Consider the following 23,662-nt stretch of genomic DNA (forward strand, 5'->3'; position numbering starts at 1 on the left):
CAGAAAACCGGCGAAAGCTTCGTCCGGAATTCTTTCCACCACATCGTTGACGGCATAGGCAATATCATTCTCCTGAAGTTTTATTTCCAAGTCCAACGGCAAAACGATCTGATTCATGTTATAATGTTTAAACATAAGGATACCTCCGATTAATTTATTGTTGTGGTGACTTTAATTTTATCAGAAGGTATCCTTTTTTACTTTCTAAAACAAATAAAAAGTGGCATCTGCACCAACTTATGTTGGTGGATGCCACTCTTTTTTTTACTGGGTTTTGTCCCAGCCTCTATCACCTTCTCTACATCGATATATCAATGTTTTTAACGCTTCGAGAACTAATCACTTTTGTAATTAAGCACTTACTTTTTTTAATTTTGTTTGTGACTCGTTTGGAATAGCCTCCCACTTCACTTCGTCATATGAAGTAACTTCATTCCCTTTTTTACATAGAGTTTTAAAAAAAGGCTCCTTGACGTAATTCCTTTTGTGCAGAAAATTCTACTTCTACTGCTTCCCCTTTTTCGTTAAATGCTGTTTGCTTATAAAAATAACTAGCCATCATTTCAAACTTAAACCGATTAAAAACAATAAAAAAAAGGTATACTGTAATTAGAAGTGAATACATTAAAAACGACTGAAGGTGCTCCAACACCTTCAGTCATAACAATAGCTTGGTTCCCACAAGGGGGCTAGCAGCAGACAGAAATAATCCACCTGAGCCACGAACTCAAGGGTGGATTATTTTTTTGTGTAAATGAAAACCATACGCTAGGCGTATGGTTCCGGATAGCTTATAGCGAGGTATTAAAAAAGCCCACTCCTGGTGTTACAATAAATTTTGGTTCGCCAACCAAATTATGTAACAAGGAGGGGCTTCTTATGTCTTCCGACGTAAACAGTTTAGCACATACGAAATGGAATTGTAAGTATCACATAGTTTTTGCACCCAAATATAGAAGGCAGATTATTTATGGGAAACTAAAACAAGATATAGGACAAATATTACGGCAATTATGTGAAAGAAAAGGCGTAGAAATTATTGAAGCTACGGCATGTAAAGATCATATACTGGAAACTCATTTACACAAAATTATTGACGGTCCCTAACTATAAAATAAGTTATTACTTTATACTATTCCTAAATGAGACTTCCATAAACATTTGAGTAAATCGAATCCACTCTCTTGCCGCGTAGGAAAGATATCGATCCTTTCGCCAAATAATTCCTAAATGCCAAGGAATAATTGGTTCAAATAGCGGTATAACCGCTATTTGATTTCTATCCACTTGTCTACAAATCGTTTCTGGAAGCAATGCAATTCCAAGATTAGCTGCTACCATTTCACTTATAAAATCCCATTGTGAGCTTTCATTAATAACATGTGGATGATAGCCAACACGTACACATTCTGTAATAATCCGCTCATGTAAAGCAAAATCTTTTCTAAATAAAATGAATGACTCTTGCTTCAAATCCAGCAATGTAGCTGATTCTTTTTTGCTAAGAGGATGGGTTGGATGCGTAAGAAGCATTAACCTTTCATTGACAAATGAAAACGTATGGAATTGCTCCTCATTTGTCGGCAAAACAACGACTCCTAAATCTAATGTTCCATTTCCAACGTCTCGTTCTACCTTTTTAGCACCATCTTCAACGAGTTGAACGGTTATGTTAGGGTATTCTTTATGAAACTCCTGAATGATCTTTGGAAAAAAACGAGCCCCTACCATTGGCGGCAAGCCTATTTGAATACTTCCTGTTTTTAATGACATTAAATCATCTAGCTCTAATGATAGATTTTCAAATGACTTGATAATATTTTGAGCCTGAACGAGGATAATCTCACCAGCATCTGTAAGCTTTGCTTGTTTTCCTGTTCGATCAAAAAGAATAACCCCGAGCTCATCTTCTATACTTTTCACCATTTTACTAATGGTTGGCTGTGATACATACAGCTTTTGGGCCGCTTTAGTGAAATTGCCTTCGGTTGCAACAGCAACAAAATACTTTAAATGTTGAATGTCCATCCAGTTCGCACCTCTTATAACTTTTTCGAATAGCAATCATTCTATATATTCATTTTACCTATACATTATCTCGCTGTACACTTTAATAGGAGAAAGGATTTCTCAGTCTACGAGGTGACACAAATGAAGAAACTATTAATCGGAATGATTCAAATTTTGATACTTTGTATCTTTACTTATATCATGGGCGAAATCGCTACCTTCCTGCACCTAAAAATTCCAGGAAGTATTCTAGGATTAGTCCTCTTATTTATTTTATTACAAATGAAAATTGTTAAACTGAAATGGATTGAAATTGGAGGAAATTGGCTGGTTGCCGAACTACTTCTCTTTTTTATTCCTTCAGCTGTTGGCATTATCCAGTATAAGCATTTACTGCTAGACAATGGGCTAAAAATTATTGCTGTCATATTTATTAGCTCAACGATTGTCATGGTTTGCTCAGGATTATTAGCAGAAAAGATGGCAAAACGGAAGGAGAAGCAATCAAAAAATGCTGATACTATTGTACTTCATTCTAACCATTAGTTTGTATTGGGGGGCTAAGTGGGGATACCAAAAAACAAAAAAGGTATATTTTTCTCCATTGCTAATTGCACCTTGTTTAATTATTATCGTATTAACCGTATTTCATGTAAGTTATGCTTCTTATAATGATGGGGCAAAATGGCTAACAAAACTATTGCAGCCAGCTACAGTGGCACTAGCCATTCCATTGTATCGTTTTTTCCCCATTTTAAAAAAATATTTAAGCGAGATCTTATTTAGTGTCTTCTTGGGCTCAATGATGTCAATCATTGCTGCCTTTAGTATTTCATGGCTTGTCCATTTAAATAAATCATTAATTTCAAGCATTATTCCGTATTCAATTACAACACCGATTGCCATGGGAATTTCCTCAAAAATTGGTGGTGTTCCAACAATTACTGCTGTATTTGTCATAATGACAGGAATTATCGGAATGATAATTGGACCGTGGATCATTCGCCTGTTCCGCTTCAAAAGCGAGATTGCAAGAGGTGTATTGTTAGGCACAAGCTCTCACGGAGCCGGAACGTCAAAGGCTCTAGAGATAAGTCATGCAGCTGGCGCCGTCTCAAGCGTTTGTATGGTCTTAACAGCCATCATATCCTTTTGTTTTTCCCCATGGATCTATACACATTTCCTACACTAGAGGAGCACAACCGCTTCTCTTTCTTTATGAATAAATTATCACCGTCTATCGTTCACTATAAACTACTAGCAAACATAAAACTGTCCACCTCAGAAGGAAAGTAGTCGGAATGTCCACGAGTGGTGCCTGACACCATGTGAATATCCTCACGATAAGTTAATTCTAAATGAGTTCTTTAGGGATCCATGCAATTTGGTGTATTAGTTGGTCGGGATCTTGGATGGTTGCTTCTCCTCCGATTATGCGTAGTAAAAAATAGTGAACTTGTACATCGAAATTGTCGATTACGGTATTTTTCACATAAAGTTTTTCAATGATTTCAGTTTGATAGCCTGTTTCCTCATATACCTCTCTAATACAACATTCTTCTATCGTTTCTCCGCTCTCAAGACCTCCAGAAGGAACGGACCATGTTTTGATCTCTTCAGGCTTTCCCAGTAATACCATTAATAATTCGTCATGCTCATTTACACATACTCCTGCAGCTCCAATCCATTGACTCATTTGTTTATGTGCCTTTCAATTGCTTGATATGATGTAAATCATGCTCATTCTCACCTTTTACACAGGACTCAAGAGTATGAAATTACTCTTTAATGGTAAGTCTTGATTTTGCAGCCTTTCAACTAGTCTTTTCCTTTGTTGAATAGCTGCATCTACAATTTCTAAAAGAGAAACTCTTGAATGGGCATATATGTAACAGGACGATCTTCCGCCTAATTAGTTCTCAATTGAGATAGGGGGAGGCGATTAACCTCCATTTATCCCTCTCACACCACCGTACGTACGGTTCCGTATACGGCGGTTCCAGGAACGAATAACACGGACAGGAATACACAAATTTTGATTGAGATATTGCAAGGTTTCATGAAGCTAAGGAGCATATTCCAACAACTGAAATGCACGAGCCAGAGTTTTTAACTCATACCGAAGAACTTGTCCGTAGCAGAATAACAAAAATGAAACAACGAAAGGATTCAAAAGTAAAATGAATTACAAGTATAAAGAATTTGATATGTTTACCGTAGACCAAATAAAAAGCATGGTAAATCATGATATAGACAGAGCTCTCGAATTATTTGCAGATGGTTATGTAGCAGCCTATCGAATCGAACATGAGAACCGGCAAGTTTATGAGCTCTTTGACAAAAGAAATGACGAACTTCGCCAAGCACTTGATTTGTGTAGACAATGTTTAAAGTTAGCCGAGACAGCAATTCAAAATCGAAAATAAAAAACAAAACCACATTACTGGTAAAAAATGAAAAAACAATAGAGTTATTTAATTTAAAAAGCCAAACAAGCATAACCCCGTTCTAAATTTAGGACGGGGTTAAAAATATAGTTGTTTAATTTTTGATGTATGATACTTAACTACACTAAAAAATATAACAATAAAGTCGTTTAAAAATCTAAGTTTTATTCAACAGCAGCGTCCTTTAATGGATGATCTATAATGAGAGTGTTGGGGGGATTATGATTTTCAGCTATCGTACCTATTAGTTGATCTGTAAAACCTCGATAGCTGGCTTGTTTGTAAAAGTTAGAAAGACCGAGCAAGACGGAATCCAAGATCATCTATGCAAAATGAGGGATGACTACGACGACGACACGAAGCCCCACAACCCCTGGCCTCTTCAGCCCAGCTACCTCCTCGAAAAATTCGGTAGGAGCCGTACACTTGTTCATCATATAAATCCCAACACCACTCCCAAACATTTCCTAACATATCATACAGACCCCATGCATTCGGTTCCTTTCTTCCTACTTCATGGATTTTGCCTTCCGAATTTTCATTATACCAGGCAATCTTATCAAGATCTCCATATCTATAACCAACAGTCCCTGCTTTACATGCATATTGCCACTCTGCCTCTGAAGGAAGTCGATAGCCATCTGATTCCCAATCACAAATAATGTTTTCCCCATCATTACTTATAGAATAACACTCTTTCAATCCAGATTTCTGTGAAAGTAGATTACAAAAAGAAATTGCATCATTCCAAGAAATATTCACAACTGGTTTTATATCTCCGTCAAAAGAATTAGATGATTTATTTGTAATAGCATAGTATAGACTCATAGTTACAGGATACTGTGCAAGAAGAAACGGTCTTATTTCAGCTTTCCATTTACTTTTTATTCTATCGTCTCTTAATTCTATTTCTCCCCCTGGAATTTTTACCATTGGATAGTCAATGTAACTTTTTATTTCATTTGACACTCTATCTTCCTCCTAACGATCTCAATTTCACAAATTTAACTACATTTCGAACCATTAAAATCGATAGAAAATTACGTCGTTTTTTTGCAGATAACTGACAGTTAATTTAAGTGCATGCCTTCACAATCTCACACCCATATTAACATAAATATCTAATTTAGTTTGGAAGCTTGATTCCAATAAATGTCCCTTTTATTGAATAGAATGACTCACATTTTTTTAAACGACTTTATTGTAAATTAAAAAACTTTTTAACTCTGTAATTTGTAGCTTTATTCTCCACAGCGAATGCCTTTTTATACATCAAAAAACTCCCCTTTTATTAGTAGCCAGATTTTTATTTTTTTATCTGTCTACCTTAAGGGGAGAATATAAAACGCCTAGCCAGCATTTGGGTTGGTTATTTTTTCGTGATAACTCAAAATTGCGCTGCCCCCTTGAAGGGGTATTGCACAGAGACCGAAGGTAATTATGGCTGTTGCTCATCTCCTGCGTCTTTATAAGCATCCCACATTGCAAAAAAGTATAAACAAGGGTAAAACATGAGCCATTGGTACTGGGCTTGTTGAAAGGCTTCTTCAATCTGTCCATGAAAACTTAGTAAAATAATCTTATTAAAATTTGATTGAATATTGATTAAAAATCTAAAAAATAAGCAACCCTTAAATATTTTACCATTAAGCAGCTGACCAAAACAGGAAGGGCTGTGCACCAAAGCAATTTTTCCATAGGGCAAAAACAGGATCAAAGATCCACTTTTGGCGGTTCCTCAAGCCATCCCTTAGACATCATGAGAATAACACCTTCTCGTGTGTAATCAAATACATCTTTTGCCTGTATCACTGTTTTTGGTATCAAGTCATTACGCCACAACAAGGCACCACTAAAACCCTGACCTCCCAGATTCATAACGCCCAAAAGATAATTACAAAACATCATGAGTCTATCCGAAAATGGAGCTATAGTTGAATTGGTAACTGTTCCTCCTGGTGTAGCAGGGGGTTGAATATTATTTTGCAGAAGAATATCCCCATCTTCTTTTAAAATTTCTTTTGAAAGTTCCATGCCTTTTGTAAAATATTTTTGCACTTCCTTATCCTTGGCACATTGTGCAAAACCTTTCAGTAATTGCATCCCCGTAATACTAGATTCAAACGCTCGATATAGTACGCCGTACTCAATAGTATTTAATGGTCGCTTATGCCCCAAAATGTTAGTGCCCTTCATGTATTGTTTATCAGTTATGAAACCAATTGACTTATGTTGACGTAATTCGGACGCGGTAGTAGCGACTTTTTAAGAAGATATTGCGTAAACAGATTATAATAAGTCTCAGTTATTTCAGTTAGTTGCTTATAAAAGTTAACGATGTCTTCTCTATAAGATATTGTTAAATGAAGTGCATACAACCCCGTACTAATTTCCTTTAGAACCCTGCTAAACATAATATCAAAGCCATTTCCCCATAACTTCGGTGCTTCTAGATTGACATCCTCTTTAGTGAAGCCTTCCGGACATGCTGCCCCTTCGTTTTCAAACATAGATTTCATTTCGATAACCTTTGGATGAAGTTGTTCCCACAAGCCTGACATAAGATTTTTGGCTTCTTTATCATCGGCTTTCTCAATGAAATACTCCACCATTCGCAAAATCAGTGTTTTTTTATTGTATGTCAACCATAGTGAACCAAGTTCAGTGGAACTCATTTTGGGTTGATTAGTCAATATATAGCCTCCAAATACGTATTTTAAACGTATTTTTACCCTTACATCGACATTTATGCCCTCTCCCAAAGGATCGTCTTTTAATTCGCAATCTGGCCCGTTTCTTGATTGGCACATTCTAGCCTATCAACGTAATTGTTCAAACTCTGTTATTAATTATCGAACTCTTTTTAAAATAATCAAACTTTATTTTAAAGCCATTGGTTATTTGCTTTTTATACCAACCTTCATATTATAAAATTACATAATTACACTAATAGACTTAAGAGCTATTTCTAGAAAAATTGAACCCTTGTTCATCTAAAAATCCCTGATTTATTTGAATAAACCGGAAAGTAAGGGTGCAAAATTATTCACTTGCCAGTTTTTTCAAAAAACAAAACATCCTAATCTGCCTAGAATCACCGTACACGGGTTTCGACATATACACGCCTCTTACTTATGTGAAGCTGGAGTATCCATAAAGGCTGCACAGGAACGGTTAGGACATAAAGATATCCAAACAACTATGAATGCCTATACGCACGTTACAGATAACTTGAATGAAACTCCAGCAGAAACGATCAATGATTTTCTCGACTTTTAAGTAAAGGGTAATCAAGGGGTAGTAAGTCCAATCTCAGCATTAAAAAACCCCTTCCCGATTCTCTCGGGAAGAGGTTGTAAACATTGGCATGAAGCCAATATTAACGTTTTGAGAACTGTGGTGCACGACGTGCGCCTTTAAGACCGTACTTCTTACGTTCTTTGAGGCAGGGTGTTTAACATATTACACAAAAAGCCCTAAAATGCCTAAAAATCAAAGTTTAAGGGCATTTAACAAAATATCGGTCTACCAATTTATCTGTGTTTATATTAAATTTACATTCAGATTACATTCAATGAGCTAGAATTACATTCACTAATTTATATTAAATGTCACCTTCAAATTTTTCACCCTTAGTGAATACCAAAACAAATAATATATTAAAAATGTGCAGAGAATCCTCTTGATGTTTTAGTTTTTCCTGTAGTTACATTATTCTGTTCAAGCCCCCTCCTCTGTAATATCCTCTTTATCTTTCATCAAGATAAGTTTGTATTAGAAATAGAGACATAGAACCAGCTAAATTAACTGCTAGCTCTGCATGGCGAGCAGAAGGTTTATAGTATTGTACTTTCCCTTTTCCGTGAGCATCACCATGTATATTTCTTAAATTTCCTAGTCCATTAACAATTGATGAGCATCCACCTAAAATTTGTTTAAAAAGTTTTTGGTTATGTTGTTCAGGAGATAAATTTAGTTCATTAGCTACCAATTTATATATGTCATGTAAATTAGCACTTTTGCTGTAATTTATATTTCTTTCATCCAATATATATTTCAGAACGCCTTCTACAAGTGTTCTGGATAAAGTTATAGCACCTTCAGGATCATTTTCTATTCTCTCTACAGCTGTGTTCCAGTAATTAATAACATGTTCAGAATTAAATATTTGTAAGTTCTCACCAATTGATTCAATTAAGGGTAGTTTCTCCTGATCTTCAAGATATTCTAGCAGTTTATTAAAGTCATCCCATATAAATTGTCTTCTTTCAGCATATGTTGGGAACTTATACTTTATAAACTGCCAAAACTGGGAAAGGTCTCTATTATTTATTACATAGCGGGGTAACAACTGTTTAGTTTGACCATTTTTCATGAAATAACTTCTAAGTTCAATATAATGGTCGTCATTAACCGGGCCATCGTTAGTGCTCATATTAATTAATAACCTTTGCAAGTATTCCGCCTTCTCACAATCACTTATAAAATCATCTAAATTTGAATTTTTGCTTGCCTCTAATAGGTTAACATGTGTATTATTCAAATGAACCACCCTTCTTAAATGATGCGCTATTTAAGTACCGCCATTACGTAATAATGGCAGCATTTGAATTGTAACTTTTCTTAACAACCCAGCCTAAGTAAAACGGGGGCTGAATCTTGCTCCTCTCTTACGCCGCTTACTGATTTCACTTTTTGCCTATTAAAGCCACATGTCGAATGTTGAAAAGGCGAAACAAAATTTTACACGCAAATTTCAAAAGGTACCAAATAGTTTTTTGCAATGCGGTCTGAACGTAGAGTCGAACTTTCTAATAAACGATTACATTCCACTTCTAGCATTTCAATATCTAATTGTGATTCGCTAAGTGAAGATAATAGTAAACGTGCATCTGAAACCAAAGACATTAGCTTCTCATATGTGAGTGCATGTGACGCCCCTGCTACAGCAGCGCGAGTAGCCTTATTCTTAGGATGCACACTAACTCTTACGCAATCGTATTCCGGATATTCACTTGCAAACCACTCTGCCGCTACCAAGAGTTGCCCATGCTGTTCCTTTGTCAATGCATTTTTTTCTTTTTTCCTACTCTTTGCTTCAATAACAAATCCAACTCTTTCTGGTAGTAGCCAAAGTACATCAGGACCTTCACCGTCTAAATCGTGACGTTCAGAGCTGAGTCCAATCATAGCAGCCAAATCGCAAAGAGCTTGTTCAAATCGATTAGCTGTAGCATCTTCATGCAAATTTGCTACAACTTCCTCGAATGATTGTAAAAACCCCTGTCGGAGTCGATAGCCTCCTATTTTCTGAGCAATTGCTCTTGCCTGTGAGCTTGGTATAGATAAGGGACGATATGGTGGAAGAATTCTTGGTCTAATTAAGTTTCTGTTGTTGGCAAACGCTTGACGTTGTAGGTCTAAAGCTCTATCTGCGTTCCCCCATCTCTCTGCTATACGAGCTGCTAATTGTTGAAACCATCCACGCATTTGTATATCAAGAGCTTGTTCATTATTTTTTACCACTTGTTCAAGTTTAGCAATTGCTTGTTCATGATAACCATCACTCCAAAGATTTATTGCTTTCCTTTCCGCTTTTGCCTGAGTAAAGTGGAAATCATTATACTCATCTTCATCGACCAATTCAGCTAGAGTTTCAGCGTGGTATTCAATCCAGTCTTTATCTCGATCTATACTTCTTTGAATAGTTTGTGCTAAATCTTTAAGACTTCCTATTTCCTTACTTACTTCAATTCCCATATCTAATTGAGCTCTGGTTGCACTAGTAAGGAAACGAAAGTTCGCATCCTTTGCTACCCAAGATGAAATATCTCTTCCCACTAATAGAATTACACAATGATCCCCTGCTCCACGAGCACCCCTACCTATTCCTTGCTCAATCCTTTGAGCTAACATACGAGTGATAGTCGTCCCTCCGTATAGCGCACTTGCTCTAAAAAGCTCATAATCTGATGTTCCTGATGGTAAGCCATTCATAAGAAGGATTCGACAGGAGTCTCCAGGCAAATCCATTCCATCATAGCGATTGGCAAAGACAACAGGGCCTCTAATCTCTTCTTTTTGCAATTTAGTAACCAAACTTTCGACTTCTTTTGACCCCTTTGCCACAGTGGCCACTTCCGACCAAGCTTCTGTCGCTTTATCAGATGGAACCAGAACAACCGACCCCACGTCTAATTTATCCGTGGCCCATTTAATTATTCTTTCACCATGTTCCTTTTCGTATTCAAATGACATTAATTCAGGAATAAGGATCATTCTTTCACTAATACCTGCCAAGGAACGAGATTGAAGAGCCTTTTTAACAGAATCAGGATTTGCATCAAAAGTTCGGATAATTTCACTATCATCTGCAATAGTTGCTGACATATAAATTCTTCTAGGTGCATCATAGAATGTGGGAAATACATTTAATAAGGGAAGAATGGGTGTAATTGTAAAAGCTTCTTTACTTACAAGTGCGTGGCAGAGATGAAGTTGATCCCTCAGTAACGGCCAAACTAATCCATACTTAACCGAATCAGATTTTAATTGCTCCCTAACCGCATCTAATTGTTCATGCCAAGCCCAGTAGGGTACTTCCAGAATTGAATAGTCTGAACCTGACACTATATCTTCTAATGTCCCTAGTTTATCAATATCCCTAAATGATTTTCGAAATAAGTCAACTAGTTCTAGATAACGGGAAGGGTTATCCTTAGATTTCACTTTAAGAGTAAAAGAATCACGAACTACAGAAAAAGCTGCATGTGCATCGTCAAGAATAACTGCCGCTACATTCTGAGGATTTACCTCACCTCGAAGACCAAATCTACTTTTTCCATTAAACAGTGCCTTATACGTCCCGACCATAATAGCTTTCCCATTAACAAAGTCTTCATCAAGTGGTTTACCTGTTACATACGGTACAGCATGGATACCTAATTCATCCGCCTTTTCAAGTGTTTGCTGAACAAGTTGTGTTGTCGGAGCTAAATAGAGAACTGGTTCACCAGTCTCGTTTTGAGTAGATTGTGCCATAAGTAATCCAACAAGAGTCTTGCCGCCTCCCGTATGTAATTTCAGTACTATATCCTTTTCATTTCTACGTTCAAACCATTTTTGAAGAATCTCAGTTTGACTAGTATATAAGTCATTAACCCCCTCGGGTTTTGGTAATCTTCTAAATATCTCTGTAGGATCTATCGACTTCGGTTTTGATTTTTTTGACTTTAGTTTTTTAAAATCAACCATATCATCCACTTCCTCTTAGTTTCAGTTATATATAGGCCGATTTTATCACAAATATATAAAAATTCCCTCTACTTTTCCTATAATGTGTAAATATTAACTATAACTAAACTATTCTACTTGTTAACCCAAAAAGACCGATTCAAATATATAGATCGATTGTTAGAAAATTATTACAAATCCCCTCATCAAAAATCAAAATATTTATTAGCCTTATTGTTATATTTCTCACAGGCTCTTTTACTCAAGAGCTCTGTTATTTTTGATTATCCTATTTAGATATATATCAATGTATTTTCTTTAAAAAGTTTTGTACAATACTTCACGGCTAACTATCAATTTAAAAAGGAGTTTTGTATTATTGGCATCATATAAAAAAATCAGGCTTACGCTGGCTGGTTCAAATTAGCTTGGGTAAAGATCCCATGACTGGTAAGTATAAAAGTACTACTTGAAGAGGATTCAAAACAAAGAAAGAAGCAGAAGCTGCTGCAAGAGAAATACTTATAAGACATTCTAAGTTTATATGTTTTCTTTATAGCCTTTAAAAAATGTATAATCAAACTTAACGAATAAACCTACACATTGCGGGAAATTTTGAATCTCATGCACAAATTCATATAAAAAAAGCCCATCACACATTAAGGCAATGAGCTAGGAAGGAAGTTCTTAAATCTAACTTTATCTTTATTTTACAAATAGTTCATTTCTATTTTTCACTTGGGCCATTTCTAATTTATTATACTGTGAAATTGTGCTTTGATATGCGTCACCTTGATATTTCTCGTACTCTACAGTAACAACTACAGCATAATTAAAAAAGTCAGAAAGGTGTTCTTCAATATTTCTATCCATAGCATGTAATACCAAGAATGGAGAATCTAGATTTTTATATTGTACAGAAACACCTTTTTTCACAATTGTATCCCATTTAAATTCAGCTCTTCTTTCTTGTTCATTCAGATATCTTGTGCCTGACTTTGTAATAGGAAACCGGCTTTGTTTCCAATTTTGATTCAATAATTCCTTTACCTCATCTTCCTGAGTGATTAGATTCCTTTTGTAATTATGCTTTCTATCAGGAGATGTAAACTTATACTGGTTTGCATTTGGATAAAAGTATTCCTCAATCCCGCTTGTTGTGTAATCTTCCGTATTTAGAGGATTAGGTTTTGCGGCAAAAGCAATAGTCCAATAGATATTTACCTTTCCATTATAATCAAGATCCTTTACTATCGGGATTTCTAACCGAGCATATTTTTTAGGTAATATCCTTTGTTTATATAAAACTGTAACTCTATTACTATCGCACCCTAATATATCTTCTACCTTATTTGGAGTTGCACCATAACCTAAATACCTATCAAATTGCATGTTAGGATGAATTGAACTATTTATAATTAATGCTTTAGCAACCAATGGATCAACCAAATTACATCTTCCCATCAACTCCGCCGCTTTTCTAGCCACCAACGGTGCAGCAAAGCTAGTACCACTAGCAAAAAAACGCGAACTTCCATCTATACCCACCAAATGAAAAGGGTTTCTTTCGCAACCACCAAATTCTACTATGTCAGGCTTTACCTTAGCTCCTTCTCTCCCCTCTCCGGTACTACTATATGGCGCTCTAATTATTTTTTGTTCTAGATCAAATGTATAAGCTCCAATACCTAGACCATTTACAGTATCCGAGGGAGATTGAATCCTTCTACTATCATCGTCTTCCAAATCCCCATCATTTCCTACAGCTACTGTAAATAACCTTTCTCCATTTTGTGATAGACTGTCGATTACATACGTGAATCTTGAAATATAATCATCTTCAATAGGTCCATATGGACCTATAGATAAATTATATATTTTTATATCCGTTCTTTTGGGTACAACCTCTTCAATAACATCTATAACTTCATATAAGTCTACATCATTGGGATCAGATGGAGGAAGGACACGGAAGCTCTCCACATTTACAAATGGGGTTTCAAGCGTATCTTCTTTCCCGTATTCCTTTAGATCACCATAGAGGATTGTACCTACCACTCCCGTTCCGTGTTGGATAAAATCTGGGATTTCTTCTGTTTCAATAGGATAATTTTCTTTAGAGAAATCTTTAAAATACGGAGAATTTTCTTTGAGTCCCCCATCAAACACTCCCACTAAAACAGATGATTTTGTTTTTTCAGGCGGAGGTTTTGGCAAAGATAGGTTAGTTAGAGATCCTCTAATTTCTGGAACTCCTCTAAAAACCATTGGATGTACAGTTCGAATTGGATTAAAATTTACTAAGTGCTCTAATGTTTCCCGTTCCACATATGCACTGATGAATGTTGGGCCAGGTGAATAACTGCGAATCTTAACCTTATTAGGATTTCCCCCATATTTATTAAACAGATCCATAAATCTTTCTTCCGCTACATCTTCCAAGTTACCAAACGGATGTAAAACAAATTCAACACGCCCACCATCCCAGTCTTTATTAAAAATATTTAGAAGATAATTGTTATCCCCAATATAAAATTCCTCCACTATTCTAATGTCATCAATAAAACCTTTAGGTAATTCAGAAGACTTTTGATTAAGTAGATGCTCTAAATACACTAGTTCATCCTCTGACATTCTTAGGAATATACTCTTCCCCTGCCTTATTTTCTCTTTTCCATTGTTCACTTCTTTCTCCTGCCATTTTTTTGAACCAACGTCTTTTACTCCCGACTGCTTTATTAAATTATTGGGATGATATGATTTCGCGGTATAACCCAGAGCCATTTTCATGTTAAATATTACTTCATCTAATCTATTTTCAGGTGGAATTTCTTTAACTTTGCCTTTCACCGTATAAATCTGACTGAGTAGTTTGTTCCTTGCCTCTTCATAAGATGGTCTTCTGTCAGTAATAGGGGCACCCGGTCTATTTTGATCTGGAAAAATATAGTTCTCTCCTCTACCTAAAATAGGTCTAAATTTATCATCCATCTAAATTTCCTCCTTTTTATTTTAGATAATACTGTATAGTTGAAGGACTTTTTCCTAACCAACTAGCTAAAGTCCTTATAGAAACATCTAAGTTTTCCTTTGCTAATTTACAAAACTTCTTGTTAAATTCAACAATATCTCCTTTTATAAAATCGGGTAATTCCCTAAGTAAAGCATTTTCAAGACTTATTTCAGAAAGAATAGACTTCCTTTTAGCTCTTTCCACTAACTTGCAAATATCAGCACCTGACAATCCTTCAGCCATCCCACCTATTAATTGAATTATATTGACTAAATCTTTATTCATTTCAATATTAGTTAGTTCGTTCAACAGAATTTGGATTCTTTCCTCCTCTTCAGGCAATCTAATTTCAATTGCCCTATCAAATCTCCTCCAAATTGCGTCATCTAATAGGCTAGGATGATTAGTTGCTGCAATTAAAATGGTGTGGCTAGGCCAATTCTCTAGTTCCTTTAATAGCACATTTACTATTCTTTTTAATTCTCCTAAATCAGACATGTCATCTCTTCTTTTAGCTACGGCATCGAACTCATCCAAAAGTAAGATTGAGGGTCTTGATTTTGCATAATCTAAAACTTTTTTCATGTTTTGCCCGGTTTTTCCGAGATAACTCGAAATTGTACTAGAAAGGTCAAGAACAATTAGGCTGAGGTCAAAAACCCCTGAAATATATTTTGCAAGTTCCGTTTTTCCAACACCAGGAGGCCCATATAATAATAAAGAACTAGGTGGATTCAATCCCACACTCATAAGTTTCTTTGATTCCTTTCTCTCTTGGATAAATGTATCAATTAGCTCATTAACCTTATTCGTAAAAATCGGTCGTGCAATTTCTATCGGTTCATCAATTGTTGCTAGAGAGAAAAGTGTCTCAGTATCAACAGGTGAATCCCCCATCCCTATTGATCTTTTTGTACTAGCACCAACTCCATGTTGCGAAAGTGCCTCAGCTATCTCATCTGCAATTCCGGGATGAGTATCCTTAATTCGTCTAATTAACCTCATGGCAATAGACCTTACAGTTCTATAATCCTCATCTAACGATGCTCTGATAAGGGTTGGCAACAATTTTTCTAAACTCATCGTATCATACACCTCAATTTACTATTTAAATAATACACAACAAAACACTTTAACTACAACACAATTTATTAATGGTGTATTATAATATTACCTATTCAATAATTATAATACACTTAAGTGTATATTTTAACAATAAAAAACTTAATTTTTGAATAAAAAAGTGAGCCTTATATTCTCGAGATAGGACTCAAATAATTTATAACTCATATTTTATTGCTAGCAACAGCAGCCTCTATCTTTAATGGATTGAGTTAACTTAAATTTAGTATTAGTATAGGAATCGATAAACGGAAATAAATCCCTAACCAACGCTCTCTACCTTTTATGCTTAAAAAAAGTTTAAAGTTGCTTTGGTAAATTCTCCGGTTTATCTACACAAAATGACAGAAGTAATCAGCAAAACTATATTAATCCGCTGATAAAATACGTCTCGTCTTTTAATTATTTATAAAGGAGTTTTGTAATATTGGCATCATACAAAAAGTATCAATCTAAATCTGGCATACGTTGGCTTGTCCAGATTAGTTTGGGGAAAGATCCCATTACCGGAAAATATAAAAGTACAACTCGAAGGGGGTTTAAAACAAAGAAAGAAGCAGAAGCTGCCGCAAGAGCAATTCTCACACAACATTCGCGGGGAACTTTTATAACTGAAAATAAAATTACCTTTGAGGAAGTATATAACGAGTGGATGTTATCAGAAGAAAGACGATTGAAACCATCTACGATGCACAGTAAAGCTATGAAATTTAAGAAGCATATTTTACCGTATTTCTCAAAACTATATATACAAAAGATAAGCGCAGAATATTGTCAGGATTTTATTGATCAGCTTTCGTCTAAGATTAACTCATTTAAAGAATACGGCAATCAGTTAGATCTGCTATTTCGTTATGCTATTAAGAAAAAGATAATTGTTAAAAATCCGATGAATGACGTCATCTATCCGAATATTCCTGATGAGCAACAGTTCCCGGATAAGGAATTGAATGTACTTCACTGGGAAAAGGATACAGTACGGTACTTCTTAAAAAAATGCGAGGAGGAACTGACCTTTAGGGAATATGCCTTATTCAGAACGCTATTGTTTACTGGTATTAGAAAAGGCGAGTTAGGGGCGCTTCTTGAGAGTGATATTAACACGGAAAAAATGAGCATCACTATCAATAAAACACTTTTTTGGGAAAGTCAAAAATATTCTTTGCTTACTCCCAAAACCCCAAATTCTAGAAGAGTCATTTTCCTCGATCAAAAGACATTTGAAGTCCTATTACACTTAAAAGAATTAAATCAAGAGTTACGCAATGATTTTGGCAATCCGGAGATAGAGCATTTCGTATTTCCAAGTGTTTCTGACTTAAAACCAATGCGACATTCTTATCCAAATACATTATTAGAGTCAGCATGTAAAAAGTTTGAGGTAGATAATATTAAAGTTCATGGGCCTAGGCATACACATGCTTCAATGTTATATGCAGCTGGCGCTCGAATGAAGGATATTCAGAGAAGATTGGGACATGCAAAATTAGCAACAACCATGGATACCTATACTCATCTTACAGAAAAGAGTGACAAGCATTTAAATCATCTGCTAATTGAATATCTAAAATCAACGAATAACGGTCCCCAAAAGATACGGTAGTGAATGTAATTAAAATAATTCCAGTCACTTTCCAGTCACTCCATCTTTTTTTATTAAAAAAGCCTGCTTGGAATCGAGTTCCAAACAGGCTCAAACCCAGTGGTATCAAGGGGTTTAGCGTTTTGAGAATTGTGGTGCTCTACGTGCGCCTTTAAGGCCATACTTCTTACGTTCTTTCATACGTGGGTCACGAGTTAAGAGACCAGCACGCTTAAGCGGTGCACGGTATTCAGGATCAGCTTCAAGCAACGCACGGGCGATACCGTGACGGATTGCTCCAGCTTGACCTGTATAGCCGCCGCCTTTAACGTTGACTAATACGTCATAGTTGCCTAGAGTTTCAGTTGCAGCAAGCGGCTGCTTGATTACTACGCGTAAAGCTGCGAATGGAATGTAGTCTTCTACTTCACGATCATTAACAACGATACGGCCTTCGCCAGGTACTAAACGTACACGGGCTACGGAGCTTTTACGACGGCCTGTACCATAATATTGAACTTGTGCCATTGTTATCCTCCTTTTTAATTACCCGCGAAGTTCGTAGGTTTGCGGTTGTTGTGCTTGATGTGGATGCTCAGCGCCTGCATAGACGTTCAACTTCCTGAACATTTGACGTCCCAAAGGTCCTTTTGGAAGCATGCCTTTGATTGCAAGTTCAAGCATTTTTTCTGGATGCTTTTCTTTCATTTCAGCGGCAGTTCTTTCTTTGATTCCGCCTGCATATCCAGAATGGCGGTAGTACTTTTTGTCTTGGAGCTTGTTGCCTGTCAATTCGATTTTCGCTGCATTCACGATGATGACGTGATCGCCTGTATCAACATTCGGCGTATAAGTCGGTTTATGTTTACCGCGCAAAAGTGTTGCAACTTCAGTTGCGAGGCGGCCAAGTGTTTTGCCTTCAGCGTCAACGACGTACCATTTACGATTGATGTCACTGGCTTTAGCCATATACGTAGTACGCATTAGTTACCCTCCCAAATTTAAAAAAGTATCTCATTCGTATTTATTTTCATCACAATAAGTTTCCGGGGCTTATCGTGGAAATCAAAAAATAATACCATAGGATATTTTATCCTCTTTAACAAGCAAAGTCAAGGGATTTTTGAACACCAGGCATGGTTGTCAGGGATTTTCAATCTAACACTGGGCCAAGTTTTCAAATTTTATCATGCATCCAGCACTTTCCCCCGTTTTGCTTTTATTTCCCGTTCTCATAGAAAACTTCCCACAGATACAGGCCTTCTGCTGGAGCCGTCTTTCCTGCCATGGTACGGTCTTTTGCAGACAGAATGTCCGGAATAGCGTCAATGTCCAATTTTCCGCTTCCGACATCAAGCAATGTTCCAACGATGATTCTAACCATATTGTATAAAAATCCGTCTCCGACGAACGTCAGAACCAACTCCCTGCCCTGTTCTTCGATCTCCAATTCAAAAAGGGTCCTCACCTTGTTATCCGTTTCTGTTTTCGCAGAGCAGAAGCTTGAAAAATCATGAGTACCCTTCAAACAATCAGCCGCTCTCCTCATGGACTTCACATCCAAGGATCCTCGAATATGTGCAGCAAAATGCCGCCTGAAAGGATCTCTTATTGGACCGCCATATAAAAAGTATTTATATTTTTTTTGCACTGCATCAAAGCGAGCATGAAAATTGGAACCGGCTTCTTCAACTTTTGAAAAAGAGATATCGTCCGGCAAGAGACTGTTGCAAGCTTTTATCCATTGATCCCCTGAAAGTTTCAGTGGCGAATCAAAATGAATGACCTGGCCGCGGGCATGGACGCCGCTGTCCGTGCGCCCGGAAGCTGTAACGCCCACAGCCTGGCCTTTATGCAGTTTTCGGAGCACTTGTTCAATTTCTCCTTGGACCGTCCGCCCTTTCGGCTGGATTTGGTAGCCGGTAAAGCCGGATCCGTCATAGGAAACGGTCGCTTTATAACGCTGCATATTCTTTCCCCTCACATGATATCCTAATCATCATACTCGCTTACCTTTACGATCTGAGCCAAATCAGCAGCACTGACAAGATGACAAATACTGCAGCAGCAGCTGTATCGCGTCCTTTCCACTCAAGCAAGCGGTATTTCGTCCGCCCTTCTCCTCCGCGGTAGCCTCTTGCTTCCATAGCGGTCGCCAATTCCTCCGCCCTTTTAAATGAGCTTACAAACAGAGGGATGAGCAATGGTACGATAGATTTAATCCGATCCTTGATAGGACCGCTGGAAAACTCGACACCTCTTGCCATTTGCGCTTTCATGATTTTATCGGTTTCATCCATCAAGGTCGGAATGAAACGCAAAGATATAGACATCATAAGCGCCAACTCATGGACTGGAAATTTGACACGATTTAAGGGTTTCATCAAGCTTTCGAGCCCGTCTGTTAATGTTATCGGCGTCGTTGTCAGAGTCATCAGGGTTGTTACAAATACGAGCAGGAAAAACCGTATGGAGATGAAAATGGCCATCCGAAGTCCTTCCTCATAAATATGAAACTTACCGATACTGAAAATGACTTCGCCTTCTTTGTTAAATAAAAGCTGTAAAATGAAAGTAAAGATAATCAGGTAAATCACCGGCTTTAAACCATTCACTAAGAATCTGACATTCATTTTAGAAAGAAGGATCACCATGATGACAAAACCTACAAGCATACCATAGGTAACGACATTATTGGCTAAGAACACGATGAGTATAAAACCGAATACAAACAACAGTTTTGAACGGGGGTCCATCCGGTGAAGAATGGAATCGCCTGGAATGTAGCGTCCGAAAATCATTTTCTCCATCATAGGCCGGCACCGTCCTGCTCTTTCAATTTGGCCAAAGCATCGGTCAGTTCCTCTAACGTCAGAAAAGTCTTTTCAAACTTGCAGTTCATCTGTTGTTCCAGCTGATATTGGAATTTGACAACCTGTGGGACATCGAGGCCCAATTCCAACAGCTCCGCAGGGTTTGAAAAAATGCTTTCCGGTTCCCCAATCTTTTGTACTTTTCCTTTATGCATAATGACAATTTCATCCGCATACTTTGCCGCATCTTCCATGCTGTGTGTTACTAGAATGGTTGATAGGTTGTCTTTTTTGTGCAGACGTTGAAACATGTCCATGATTTCTGTACGTCCTCGAGGATCGAGCCCAGCGGTCGGCTCATCCAACACCAATACATCTGGTTCCATAGCGAGCACTCCGGCAATGGCCACCCTTCTCATCTGGCCGCCTGACAAGTCAAAAGGGGACTTCTGAAGAACGTCCTCCGGCAGTCCGACTTCTTTTATAAGCCTTCTGGCCCTTTGTTTTGCTTCTTCTTCCGAAACGCCAAAGTTCATCGGACCGAAACAAATATCCTTCTCTACCGTTTCATCAAAAAGCTGATGTTCCGGAAACTGAAAGACTATGCCGACCTTTTGGCGGATGTTTCGAAGGTTTTTCTCTTTCTTCCCGCCTTCAATCGTTCTGTCACCAATGATGACTCGGCCTTTTGTCGGCAGCAGCAAGGCATTCAGATGCTGAAGGATTGTCGACTTTCCAGAGCCTGTATGCCCGATCAGCGCCAAAAATGTGCCCTGCTTGATAGTCAAATTGACATCTTGAATGGCCAGCCGCTCAAACGGAGTCCCGGCTGAATACCGGTATTCTACTTCTTGAAATGTAATTTCCACAGATCATTCACCAACTCTTCATCTGTCAGGTACATTTTAGGCAAGTCCAGGCCTGCATTACGTAATAAATGGCTCATTTTTACAGGAAAAGGAATATCCAGCCCCAGTGTAATCAGTTCTTCTTTCAATTCAAAAATATCTTCCGGCTTTCCTTCCTTATATACCTGCCCCTTATTCATCACAATGATTCGATCCGCCTTTGCCGCTTCTTCCAAATCATGCGTGATTGAAATGACTGTCAATCCTTGCTCCTCTTTCAACTCCCTGACGGTCTCCAGCACTTCTTCACGACCAAGAGGATCCAGCATGGAAGTCGCTTCGTCCAGGATAATCACTTTAGGGCGCAGCGCTATGACACCTGCAATCGCCACCCTCTGCTTTTGGCCGCCGGAAAGATGGTGTGGCTCTTGGTTAAGAAATTCAGCCATATGAACACGTTCCAAGGCTTCTTTGACACGGCTCACCATTTCATCGTGCTGCACTCCGTTATTCTCCAACCCAAAAGCCACATCATCTTGTACTGTCGTTCCGACAAACTGGTTGTCGGGATTTTGGAATACCATCCCTACCATCCGGCGGATATCCCAAATAGCCTCTTCACTTAAAAGAAGATTCTGAACCTTAACCGTTCCTTTTTCGGGAAACTGCAACCCGTTCAAAATCTTTGCAAGAGTGGACTTTCCTGATCCGTTATGGCCTACTACTGCCAGCCATTCCCCGTCATCTACTGAAAAAGAAACATCTTTTAAGGCATACGCCTCCTGTCCATTATAGCGGAAGGAAACATCTTCAATGGTAATCACCGGACCGGCCATCCCTTATTCCTCCTCGTGCCTTTGCTTCGTAAGGTTGATTTTTAAAAAATGCCTATAAATAGAAAAAAGCCTGCACCTTGCTCCAGGCACCGGACATTCGGTGCCTTGACCCACGCGGTTAAGCCGGGGGAGAAGGTGCATGGAGCTAGACAGGATCACTTTCTATTTGTTTGTGCCTATCGTAACGCTCTTTTTAGCTTTATCGAAAAAGCGGAAGCGACTTAGTCAGTCCCCAAGTAAATGAATCCGGAGGAGGCAGCTATTGCAGCCACCACATGAAAGCGGAATGATTTTGTGGGGCTATGCATTGGCCGACTAAGAACACCCCTAGGACTTCCTGTCCGTCGGCAAGCTCAACCGGCGACGCCTGTCGCTTCCCCTGCACTAGGACTTCCTGTCCGTCGGCCGGTTCAACCGGCGACGTCCTGTCGCTTCCCCTGCACTAGGACTTCCTGTCCGTCGCATCTAAAATATTTAATGAAAAAGGGCTAAGACCGCGCGCCCTGCCCTTTTCCATCGCGAATTAAACTAATTCGATGATGACCATTGGGGCACCGTCTCCACGGCGAGGTCCCAATTTCATAATTCTTGTGTATCCGCCTTGACGTTCAGCATAACGAGGCGCGATATCAGAAAACAGTTTTTGCAATGCATCTTGGTTTTCTTCCGCATTGGCAATTTCTTTACGAATGAAAGCCGCTGCCTGACGGCGTGCGTGTAGGTCGCCACGTTTTCCAAGTGTGATCATTTTCTCAACAACTGAGCGAAGTTCTTTCGCGCGTGCCTCAGTTGTTTCGATACGTTCACTGATGATTAAATCTGTTGCCAAGTCTCGAAGCATAGCTTTGCGTTGAGAGCTCGTGCGTCCTAATTTACGGTAAGACATTCAGGTTTCCCTCCTTCATGGTGACGTATATTTTTCGATTAGTCGTCTTTGCGAAGTTCGAGGCCAAGCTCATCTAGCTTACCTTTTACCTCCTCCAAAGATTTCCTTCCAAGATTACGCACTTTCATCATATCTTCTTCCGTTTTGTTGGCCAGCTCCTGGACAGTATTGATTCCTGCACGCTTCAGGCAGTTGTAGGAACGGACAGAAAGATCCAGCTCTTCGATCGTCATTTCCAGAACCTTTTCCTTTTGATCTTCCTCTTTTTCAACCATGATTTCAGCATGCTGAGCCTCATCCGTCAAACCGACAAAGATATTTAAGTGCTCTGTTAATATTTTTGCGCCTAAAGAAATGGCTTCTTCCGGGCTGATGCTGCCATTTGTCCAAACATCAAGTGACAGTTTATCGTAGTTCGTCATTTGACCTACACGAGTATTTTCCACCTGATAGTTTACACGTGAAACAGGTGTATAAATAGAATCAATAGGAATGACGCCGATTGGAAGGTCGTCACGTTTGTTTAGATCGGCAGGTGTATAACCTCTTCCTCGTTGGGCGGTCATCCGGACACGGAAGTTAGCATTGGCTGAAAGTGTTGCAATATGCAGATCGGGATTCAAAATCTCAACATCACTGTCATGCATGATGTCGGAACCTTTCACTTTACCTTCGCCCTGCACATCGATTTCCAATGTTTTTTCTTCGTCCGAATATATTTTCAAAGCTAGTTTTTTAAGATTAAGGATGATAGAGGTAACATCTTCGACTACACCTTCAACAGTTGAAAATTCATGTTGTACACCTTCTATTTGAATAGAAGAGATCGCCGCACCCGGGAGTGAAGAAAGTAAAATACGACGTAAGGAGTT

The 23,662-nt window shown here is 38.2% G+C and carries 24 protein-coding genes and 4 pseudogenes; 8 read left to right on the plus strand and 20 right to left on the minus strand.

Going from position 1 to position 23,662, the window contains the following annotated elements; translation table 11 throughout:
* Nucleotides 1–454: 454 nt before the first annotated feature.
* The gene (locus tag C509_RS27585) at nucleotides 455–625 is read right to left on the minus strand and encodes a DUF1093 domain-containing protein (protein WP_018709151.1); all 171 of its coding nucleotides are present in this window, start codon (nucleotides 623–625) and stop codon (nucleotides 455–457) included.
* A 254-nt stretch (nucleotides 626–879) separates the two neighbouring features.
* Between C509_RS27585 and tnpA the strand changes: the two are divergent.
* Nucleotides 880–1,068 (plus strand): annotated as a pseudogene (tnpA, locus tag C509_RS24475) (IS200/IS605 family transposase); the annotation flags it as partial.
* A gap of 54 nt (nucleotides 1,069–1,122) precedes the next feature.
* Here tnpA and cidR read toward each other — a convergent pair.
* Entirely contained in the window at nucleotides 1,123–2,028 is a 906-nt protein-coding gene (cidR, locus tag C509_RS0122255) for a cidABC operon transcriptional activator CidR (protein WP_018709153.1), read from the minus strand.
* Between the two features lie 123 nt (nucleotides 2,029–2,151).
* Here cidR and C509_RS0122260 point away from each other — a divergent pair, with 123 nt between their 5' ends.
* Both C509_RS0122260 and C509_RS25830 read left to right on the plus strand, forming a co-directional pair.
* Nucleotides 2,152–2,556 carry a CidA/LrgA family protein gene (locus C509_RS0122260; protein WP_018709154.1) on the plus strand — a complete coding sequence of 135 codons (405 nt, stop codon included), beginning with the start codon at nucleotides 2,152–2,154 and terminating at the stop codon, nucleotides 2,554–2,556.
* Complete coding sequence (locus C509_RS25830; protein ID WP_018709155.1) at nucleotides 2,522–3,202, plus strand: LrgB family protein; 681 nt, start codon at nucleotides 2,522–2,524, stop codon at nucleotides 3,200–3,202. Before C509_RS0122260 ends, C509_RS25830 begins: the two co-directional genes overlap by 35 nt.
* A 183-nt stretch (nucleotides 3,203–3,385) precedes the next feature.
* On the opposite strand, the pseudogene C509_RS24485 reads toward C509_RS25830, so the two are convergent.
* Nucleotides 3,386–3,706: pseudogene (locus tag C509_RS24485) on the minus strand (NUDIX hydrolase); the annotation flags it as partial.
* Nucleotides 3,707–4,190: 484 nt separating this feature from the next.
* Here C509_RS24485 and C509_RS0122275 point away from each other — a divergent pair.
* Nucleotides 4,191–4,436, plus strand: a complete 246-nt coding sequence (locus tag C509_RS0122275) for a hypothetical protein (protein ID WP_018709157.1) — start codon at nucleotides 4,191–4,193, stop codon at nucleotides 4,434–4,436.
* A gap of 309 nt (nucleotides 4,437–4,745) precedes the next feature.
* On the opposite strand, the gene C509_RS0122280 is transcribed toward C509_RS0122275, so the two are convergent.
* From C509_RS0122280 to C509_RS27135, 4 genes are all read right to left on the minus strand, one after another.
* Nucleotides 4,746–5,390, minus strand: coding sequence for a formylglycine-generating enzyme family protein (locus tag C509_RS0122280; RefSeq protein WP_211214305.1), 645 nt, complete (start codon nucleotides 5,388–5,390; stop codon nucleotides 4,746–4,748).
* A 505-nt stretch (nucleotides 5,391–5,895) separates the two neighbouring features.
* Nucleotides 5,896–6,162 (minus strand): hypothetical protein, encoded by a 267-nt coding sequence (locus C509_RS24950; protein ID WP_342664535.1) that lies wholly within the window; start codon nucleotides 6,160–6,162, stop codon nucleotides 5,896–5,898.
* Nucleotides 6,163–6,170: 8 nt separating this feature from the next.
* The gene (locus tag C509_RS27130) at nucleotides 6,171–6,653 is read right to left on the minus strand and encodes a DUF3231 family protein (protein ID WP_245542525.1); all 483 of its coding nucleotides are present in this window, start codon (nucleotides 6,651–6,653) and stop codon (nucleotides 6,171–6,173) included.
* A 14-nt stretch (nucleotides 6,654–6,667) separates the two neighbouring features.
* Nucleotides 6,668–7,150 carry a DUF3231 family protein gene (locus C509_RS27135; RefSeq protein WP_245542526.1) on the minus strand — a complete coding sequence of 161 codons (483 nt, stop codon included), beginning with the start codon at nucleotides 7,148–7,150 and terminating at the stop codon, nucleotides 6,668–6,670.
* A gap of 319 nt (nucleotides 7,151–7,469) precedes the next feature.
* Here C509_RS27135 and C509_RS25835 point away from each other — a divergent pair, with 319 nt between their 5' ends.
* Nucleotides 7,470–7,736: a tyrosine-type recombinase/integrase gene (locus tag C509_RS25835; RefSeq protein ID WP_373315377.1), complete on the plus strand. Its 267-nt coding sequence runs from the start codon at nucleotides 7,470–7,472 to the stop codon at nucleotides 7,734–7,736.
* Nucleotides 7,737–7,836: 100 nt separating this feature from the next.
* Here the strand turns inward: C509_RS25835 and rpsI (C509_RS25840) are convergent.
* The 3 genes and pseudogenes from rpsI (C509_RS25840) to C509_RS0122300 form a co-directional block, all read right to left on the minus strand.
* Nucleotides 7,837–7,902: pseudogene (rpsI, locus tag C509_RS25840) on the minus strand (30S ribosomal protein S9); the annotation flags it as partial.
* A 303-nt stretch (nucleotides 7,903–8,205) separates the two neighbouring features.
* Entirely contained in the window at nucleotides 8,206–9,000 is a 795-nt protein-coding gene (locus C509_RS0122295) for an abortive infection family protein (RefSeq protein WP_018709159.1), read from the minus strand.
* A 200-nt stretch (nucleotides 9,001–9,200) separates the two neighbouring features.
* Nucleotides 9,201–11,711, minus strand: a complete 2,511-nt coding sequence (locus C509_RS0122300) for a DEAD/DEAH box helicase family protein (protein WP_018709160.1) — start codon at nucleotides 11,709–11,711, stop codon at nucleotides 9,201–9,203.
* A gap of 452 nt (nucleotides 11,712–12,163) precedes the next feature.
* Between C509_RS0122300 and C509_RS27590 the strand changes: the two are divergent.
* Nucleotides 12,164–12,256 (plus strand): annotated as a pseudogene (locus C509_RS27590) (Arm DNA-binding domain-containing protein); the annotation flags it as partial.
* A 139-nt stretch (nucleotides 12,257–12,395) separates the two neighbouring features.
* Here the strand turns inward: C509_RS27590 and C509_RS0122305 are convergent.
* Together C509_RS0122305 and C509_RS0122310 are read right to left on the minus strand one after the other, a co-directional pair.
* Complete coding sequence (locus C509_RS0122305; protein ID WP_018709161.1) at nucleotides 12,396–14,681, minus strand: S8 family peptidase; 2,286 nt, start codon at nucleotides 14,679–14,681, stop codon at nucleotides 12,396–12,398.
* A 16-nt stretch (nucleotides 14,682–14,697) separates the two neighbouring features.
* Entirely contained in the window at nucleotides 14,698–15,786 is a 1,089-nt protein-coding gene (locus C509_RS0122310; RefSeq protein ID WP_018709162.1) for an AAA family ATPase, read from the minus strand.
* Between the two features lie 466 nt (nucleotides 15,787–16,252).
* Between C509_RS0122310 and C509_RS24500 the strand changes: the two genes are divergently transcribed.
* Nucleotides 16,253–17,428: a site-specific integrase gene (locus C509_RS24500; protein WP_018709163.1), complete on the plus strand. Its 1,176-nt coding sequence runs from the start codon at nucleotides 16,253–16,255 to the stop codon at nucleotides 17,426–17,428.
* 114 nt (nucleotides 17,429–17,542) lie between these two features.
* Here the strand turns inward: C509_RS24500 and rpsI (C509_RS0122320) are convergent, their stop codons facing one another.
* The 6 genes from rpsI (C509_RS0122320) to C509_RS0122345 all read right to left on the minus strand — a co-directional run bounded on the left by rpsI (C509_RS0122320) (nucleotide 17,543) and on the right by C509_RS0122345 (nucleotide 21,904).
* Nucleotides 17,543–17,935 carry a 30S ribosomal protein S9 gene (rpsI, locus tag C509_RS0122320; protein WP_018709164.1) on the minus strand — a complete coding sequence of 131 codons (393 nt, stop codon included), beginning with the start codon at nucleotides 17,933–17,935 and terminating at the stop codon, nucleotides 17,543–17,545.
* An 18-nt stretch (nucleotides 17,936–17,953) separates the two neighbouring features.
* Nucleotides 17,954–18,391: a 50S ribosomal protein L13 gene (gene rplM / locus C509_RS0122325; RefSeq protein ID WP_018709165.1), complete on the minus strand. Its 438-nt coding sequence runs from the start codon at nucleotides 18,389–18,391 to the stop codon at nucleotides 17,954–17,956.
* A 235-nt stretch (nucleotides 18,392–18,626) separates the two neighbouring features.
* Nucleotides 18,627–19,376 carry a tRNA pseudouridine(38-40) synthase TruA gene (gene truA / locus C509_RS0122330; protein ID WP_018709166.1) on the minus strand — a complete coding sequence of 250 codons (750 nt, stop codon included), beginning with the start codon at nucleotides 19,374–19,376 and terminating at the stop codon, nucleotides 18,627–18,629.
* A 46-nt stretch (nucleotides 19,377–19,422) separates the two neighbouring features.
* Nucleotides 19,423–20,220, minus strand: a complete 798-nt coding sequence (locus tag C509_RS0122335) for an energy-coupling factor transporter transmembrane component T family protein (RefSeq protein WP_018709167.1) — start codon at nucleotides 20,218–20,220, stop codon at nucleotides 19,423–19,425.
* Nucleotides 20,217–21,089, minus strand: coding sequence for an energy-coupling factor ABC transporter ATP-binding protein (locus C509_RS0122340; protein ID WP_018709168.1), 873 nt, complete (start codon nucleotides 21,087–21,089; stop codon nucleotides 20,217–20,219). Before C509_RS0122340 ends, C509_RS0122335 begins: the two co-directional genes overlap by 4 nt.
* Nucleotides 21,065–21,904 carry an energy-coupling factor ABC transporter ATP-binding protein gene (locus C509_RS0122345; RefSeq protein WP_018709169.1) on the minus strand — a complete coding sequence of 280 codons (840 nt, stop codon included), beginning with the start codon at nucleotides 21,902–21,904 and terminating at the stop codon, nucleotides 21,065–21,067. Before C509_RS0122345 ends, C509_RS0122340 begins: the two co-directional genes overlap by 25 nt.
* 48 nt (nucleotides 21,905–21,952) lie before the next feature.
* Here C509_RS0122345 and C509_RS26300 point away from each other — a divergent pair, with 48 nt between their 5' ends.
* Nucleotides 21,953–22,129 carry a hypothetical protein gene (locus C509_RS26300; RefSeq protein WP_154654486.1) on the plus strand — a complete coding sequence of 59 codons (177 nt, stop codon included), beginning with the start codon at nucleotides 21,953–21,955 and terminating at the stop codon, nucleotides 22,127–22,129.
* 298 nt (nucleotides 22,130–22,427) lie between these two features.
* Here the strand turns inward: C509_RS26300 and rplQ are convergent, their stop codons facing one another.
* Both rplQ and C509_RS0122360 read right to left on the minus strand, forming a co-directional pair.
* The gene (rplQ, locus tag C509_RS0122355) at nucleotides 22,428–22,790 is read right to left on the minus strand and encodes a 50S ribosomal protein L17 (protein ID WP_018709171.1); all 363 of its coding nucleotides are present in this window, start codon (nucleotides 22,788–22,790) and stop codon (nucleotides 22,428–22,430) included.
* 38 nt (nucleotides 22,791–22,828) lie between these two features.
* A partial coding sequence (locus tag C509_RS0122360; RefSeq protein ID WP_018709172.1) for a DNA-directed RNA polymerase subunit alpha occupies nucleotides 22,829–23,662 on the minus strand: 834 nt, incomplete at its 5' end.

This window comes from Siminovitchia fordii DSM 16014 = CIP 108821 (assembly GCF_000374565.1).
Classification (GTDB): domain Bacteria; phylum Bacillota; class Bacilli; order Bacillales; family Bacillaceae_C; genus Siminovitchia; species Siminovitchia fordii.

Coding starts and splice junctions, on each gene's coding strand:
- rplM (WP_018709165.1), bottom strand. CDS start 18,391: ATGCGTACTACGTATATGGCTAAAGCCAGTGACATCAATCGTAAATGG.
- cidR (WP_018709153.1), bottom strand. CDS start 2,028: ATGGACATTCAACATTTAAAGTATTTTGTTGCTGTTGCAACCGAAGGC.
- C509_RS0122280 (WP_211214305.1), bottom strand. CDS start 5,390: ATGGTAAAAATTCCAGGGGGAGAAATAGAATTAAGAGACGATAGAATA.
- rplQ (WP_018709171.1), bottom strand. CDS start 22,790: ATGTCTTACCGTAAATTAGGACGCACGAGCTCTCAACGCAAAGCTATG.
- C509_RS26300 (WP_154654486.1), top strand. CDS start 21,953: ATGCCTATAAATAGAAAAAAGCCTGCACCTTGCTCCAGGCACCGGACA.
- C509_RS0122305 (WP_018709161.1), bottom strand. CDS start 14,681: ATGGATGATAAATTTAGACCTATTTTAGGTAGAGGAGAGAACTATATT.
- C509_RS27585 (WP_018709151.1), bottom strand. CDS start 625: ATGTATTCACTTCTAATTACAGTATACCTTTTTTTTATTGTTTTTAAT.
- rpsI (WP_018709164.1), bottom strand. CDS start 17,935: ATGGCACAAGTTCAATATTATGGTACAGGCCGTCGTAAAAGCTCCGTA.
- C509_RS0122335 (WP_018709167.1), bottom strand. CDS start 20,220: ATGATGGAGAAAATGATTTTCGGACGCTACATTCCAGGCGATTCCATT.
- C509_RS25830 (WP_018709155.1), top strand. CDS start 2,522: ATGCTGATACTATTGTACTTCATTCTAACCATTAGTTTGTATTGGGGG.
- C509_RS0122300 (WP_018709160.1), bottom strand. CDS start 11,711: ATGGTTGATTTTAAAAAACTAAAGTCAAAAAAATCAAAACCGAAGTCG.
- C509_RS0122310 (WP_018709162.1), bottom strand. CDS start 15,786: ATGAGTTTAGAAAAATTGTTGCCAACCCTTATCAGAGCATCGTTAGAT.
- C509_RS0122345 (WP_018709169.1), bottom strand. CDS start 21,904: ATGGCCGGTCCGGTGATTACCATTGAAGATGTTTCCTTCCGCTATAAT.
- C509_RS0122275 (WP_018709157.1), top strand. CDS start 4,191: ATGAATTACAAGTATAAAGAATTTGATATGTTTACCGTAGACCAAATA.
- C509_RS27130 (WP_245542525.1), bottom strand. CDS start 6,653: ATGAAGGGCACTAACATTTTGGGGCATAAGCGACCATTAAATACTATT.
- truA (WP_018709166.1), bottom strand. CDS start 19,376: ATGCAGCGTTATAAAGCGACCGTTTCCTATGACGGATCCGGCTTTACC.
- C509_RS0122260 (WP_018709154.1), top strand. CDS start 2,152: ATGAAGAAACTATTAATCGGAATGATTCAAATTTTGATACTTTGTATC.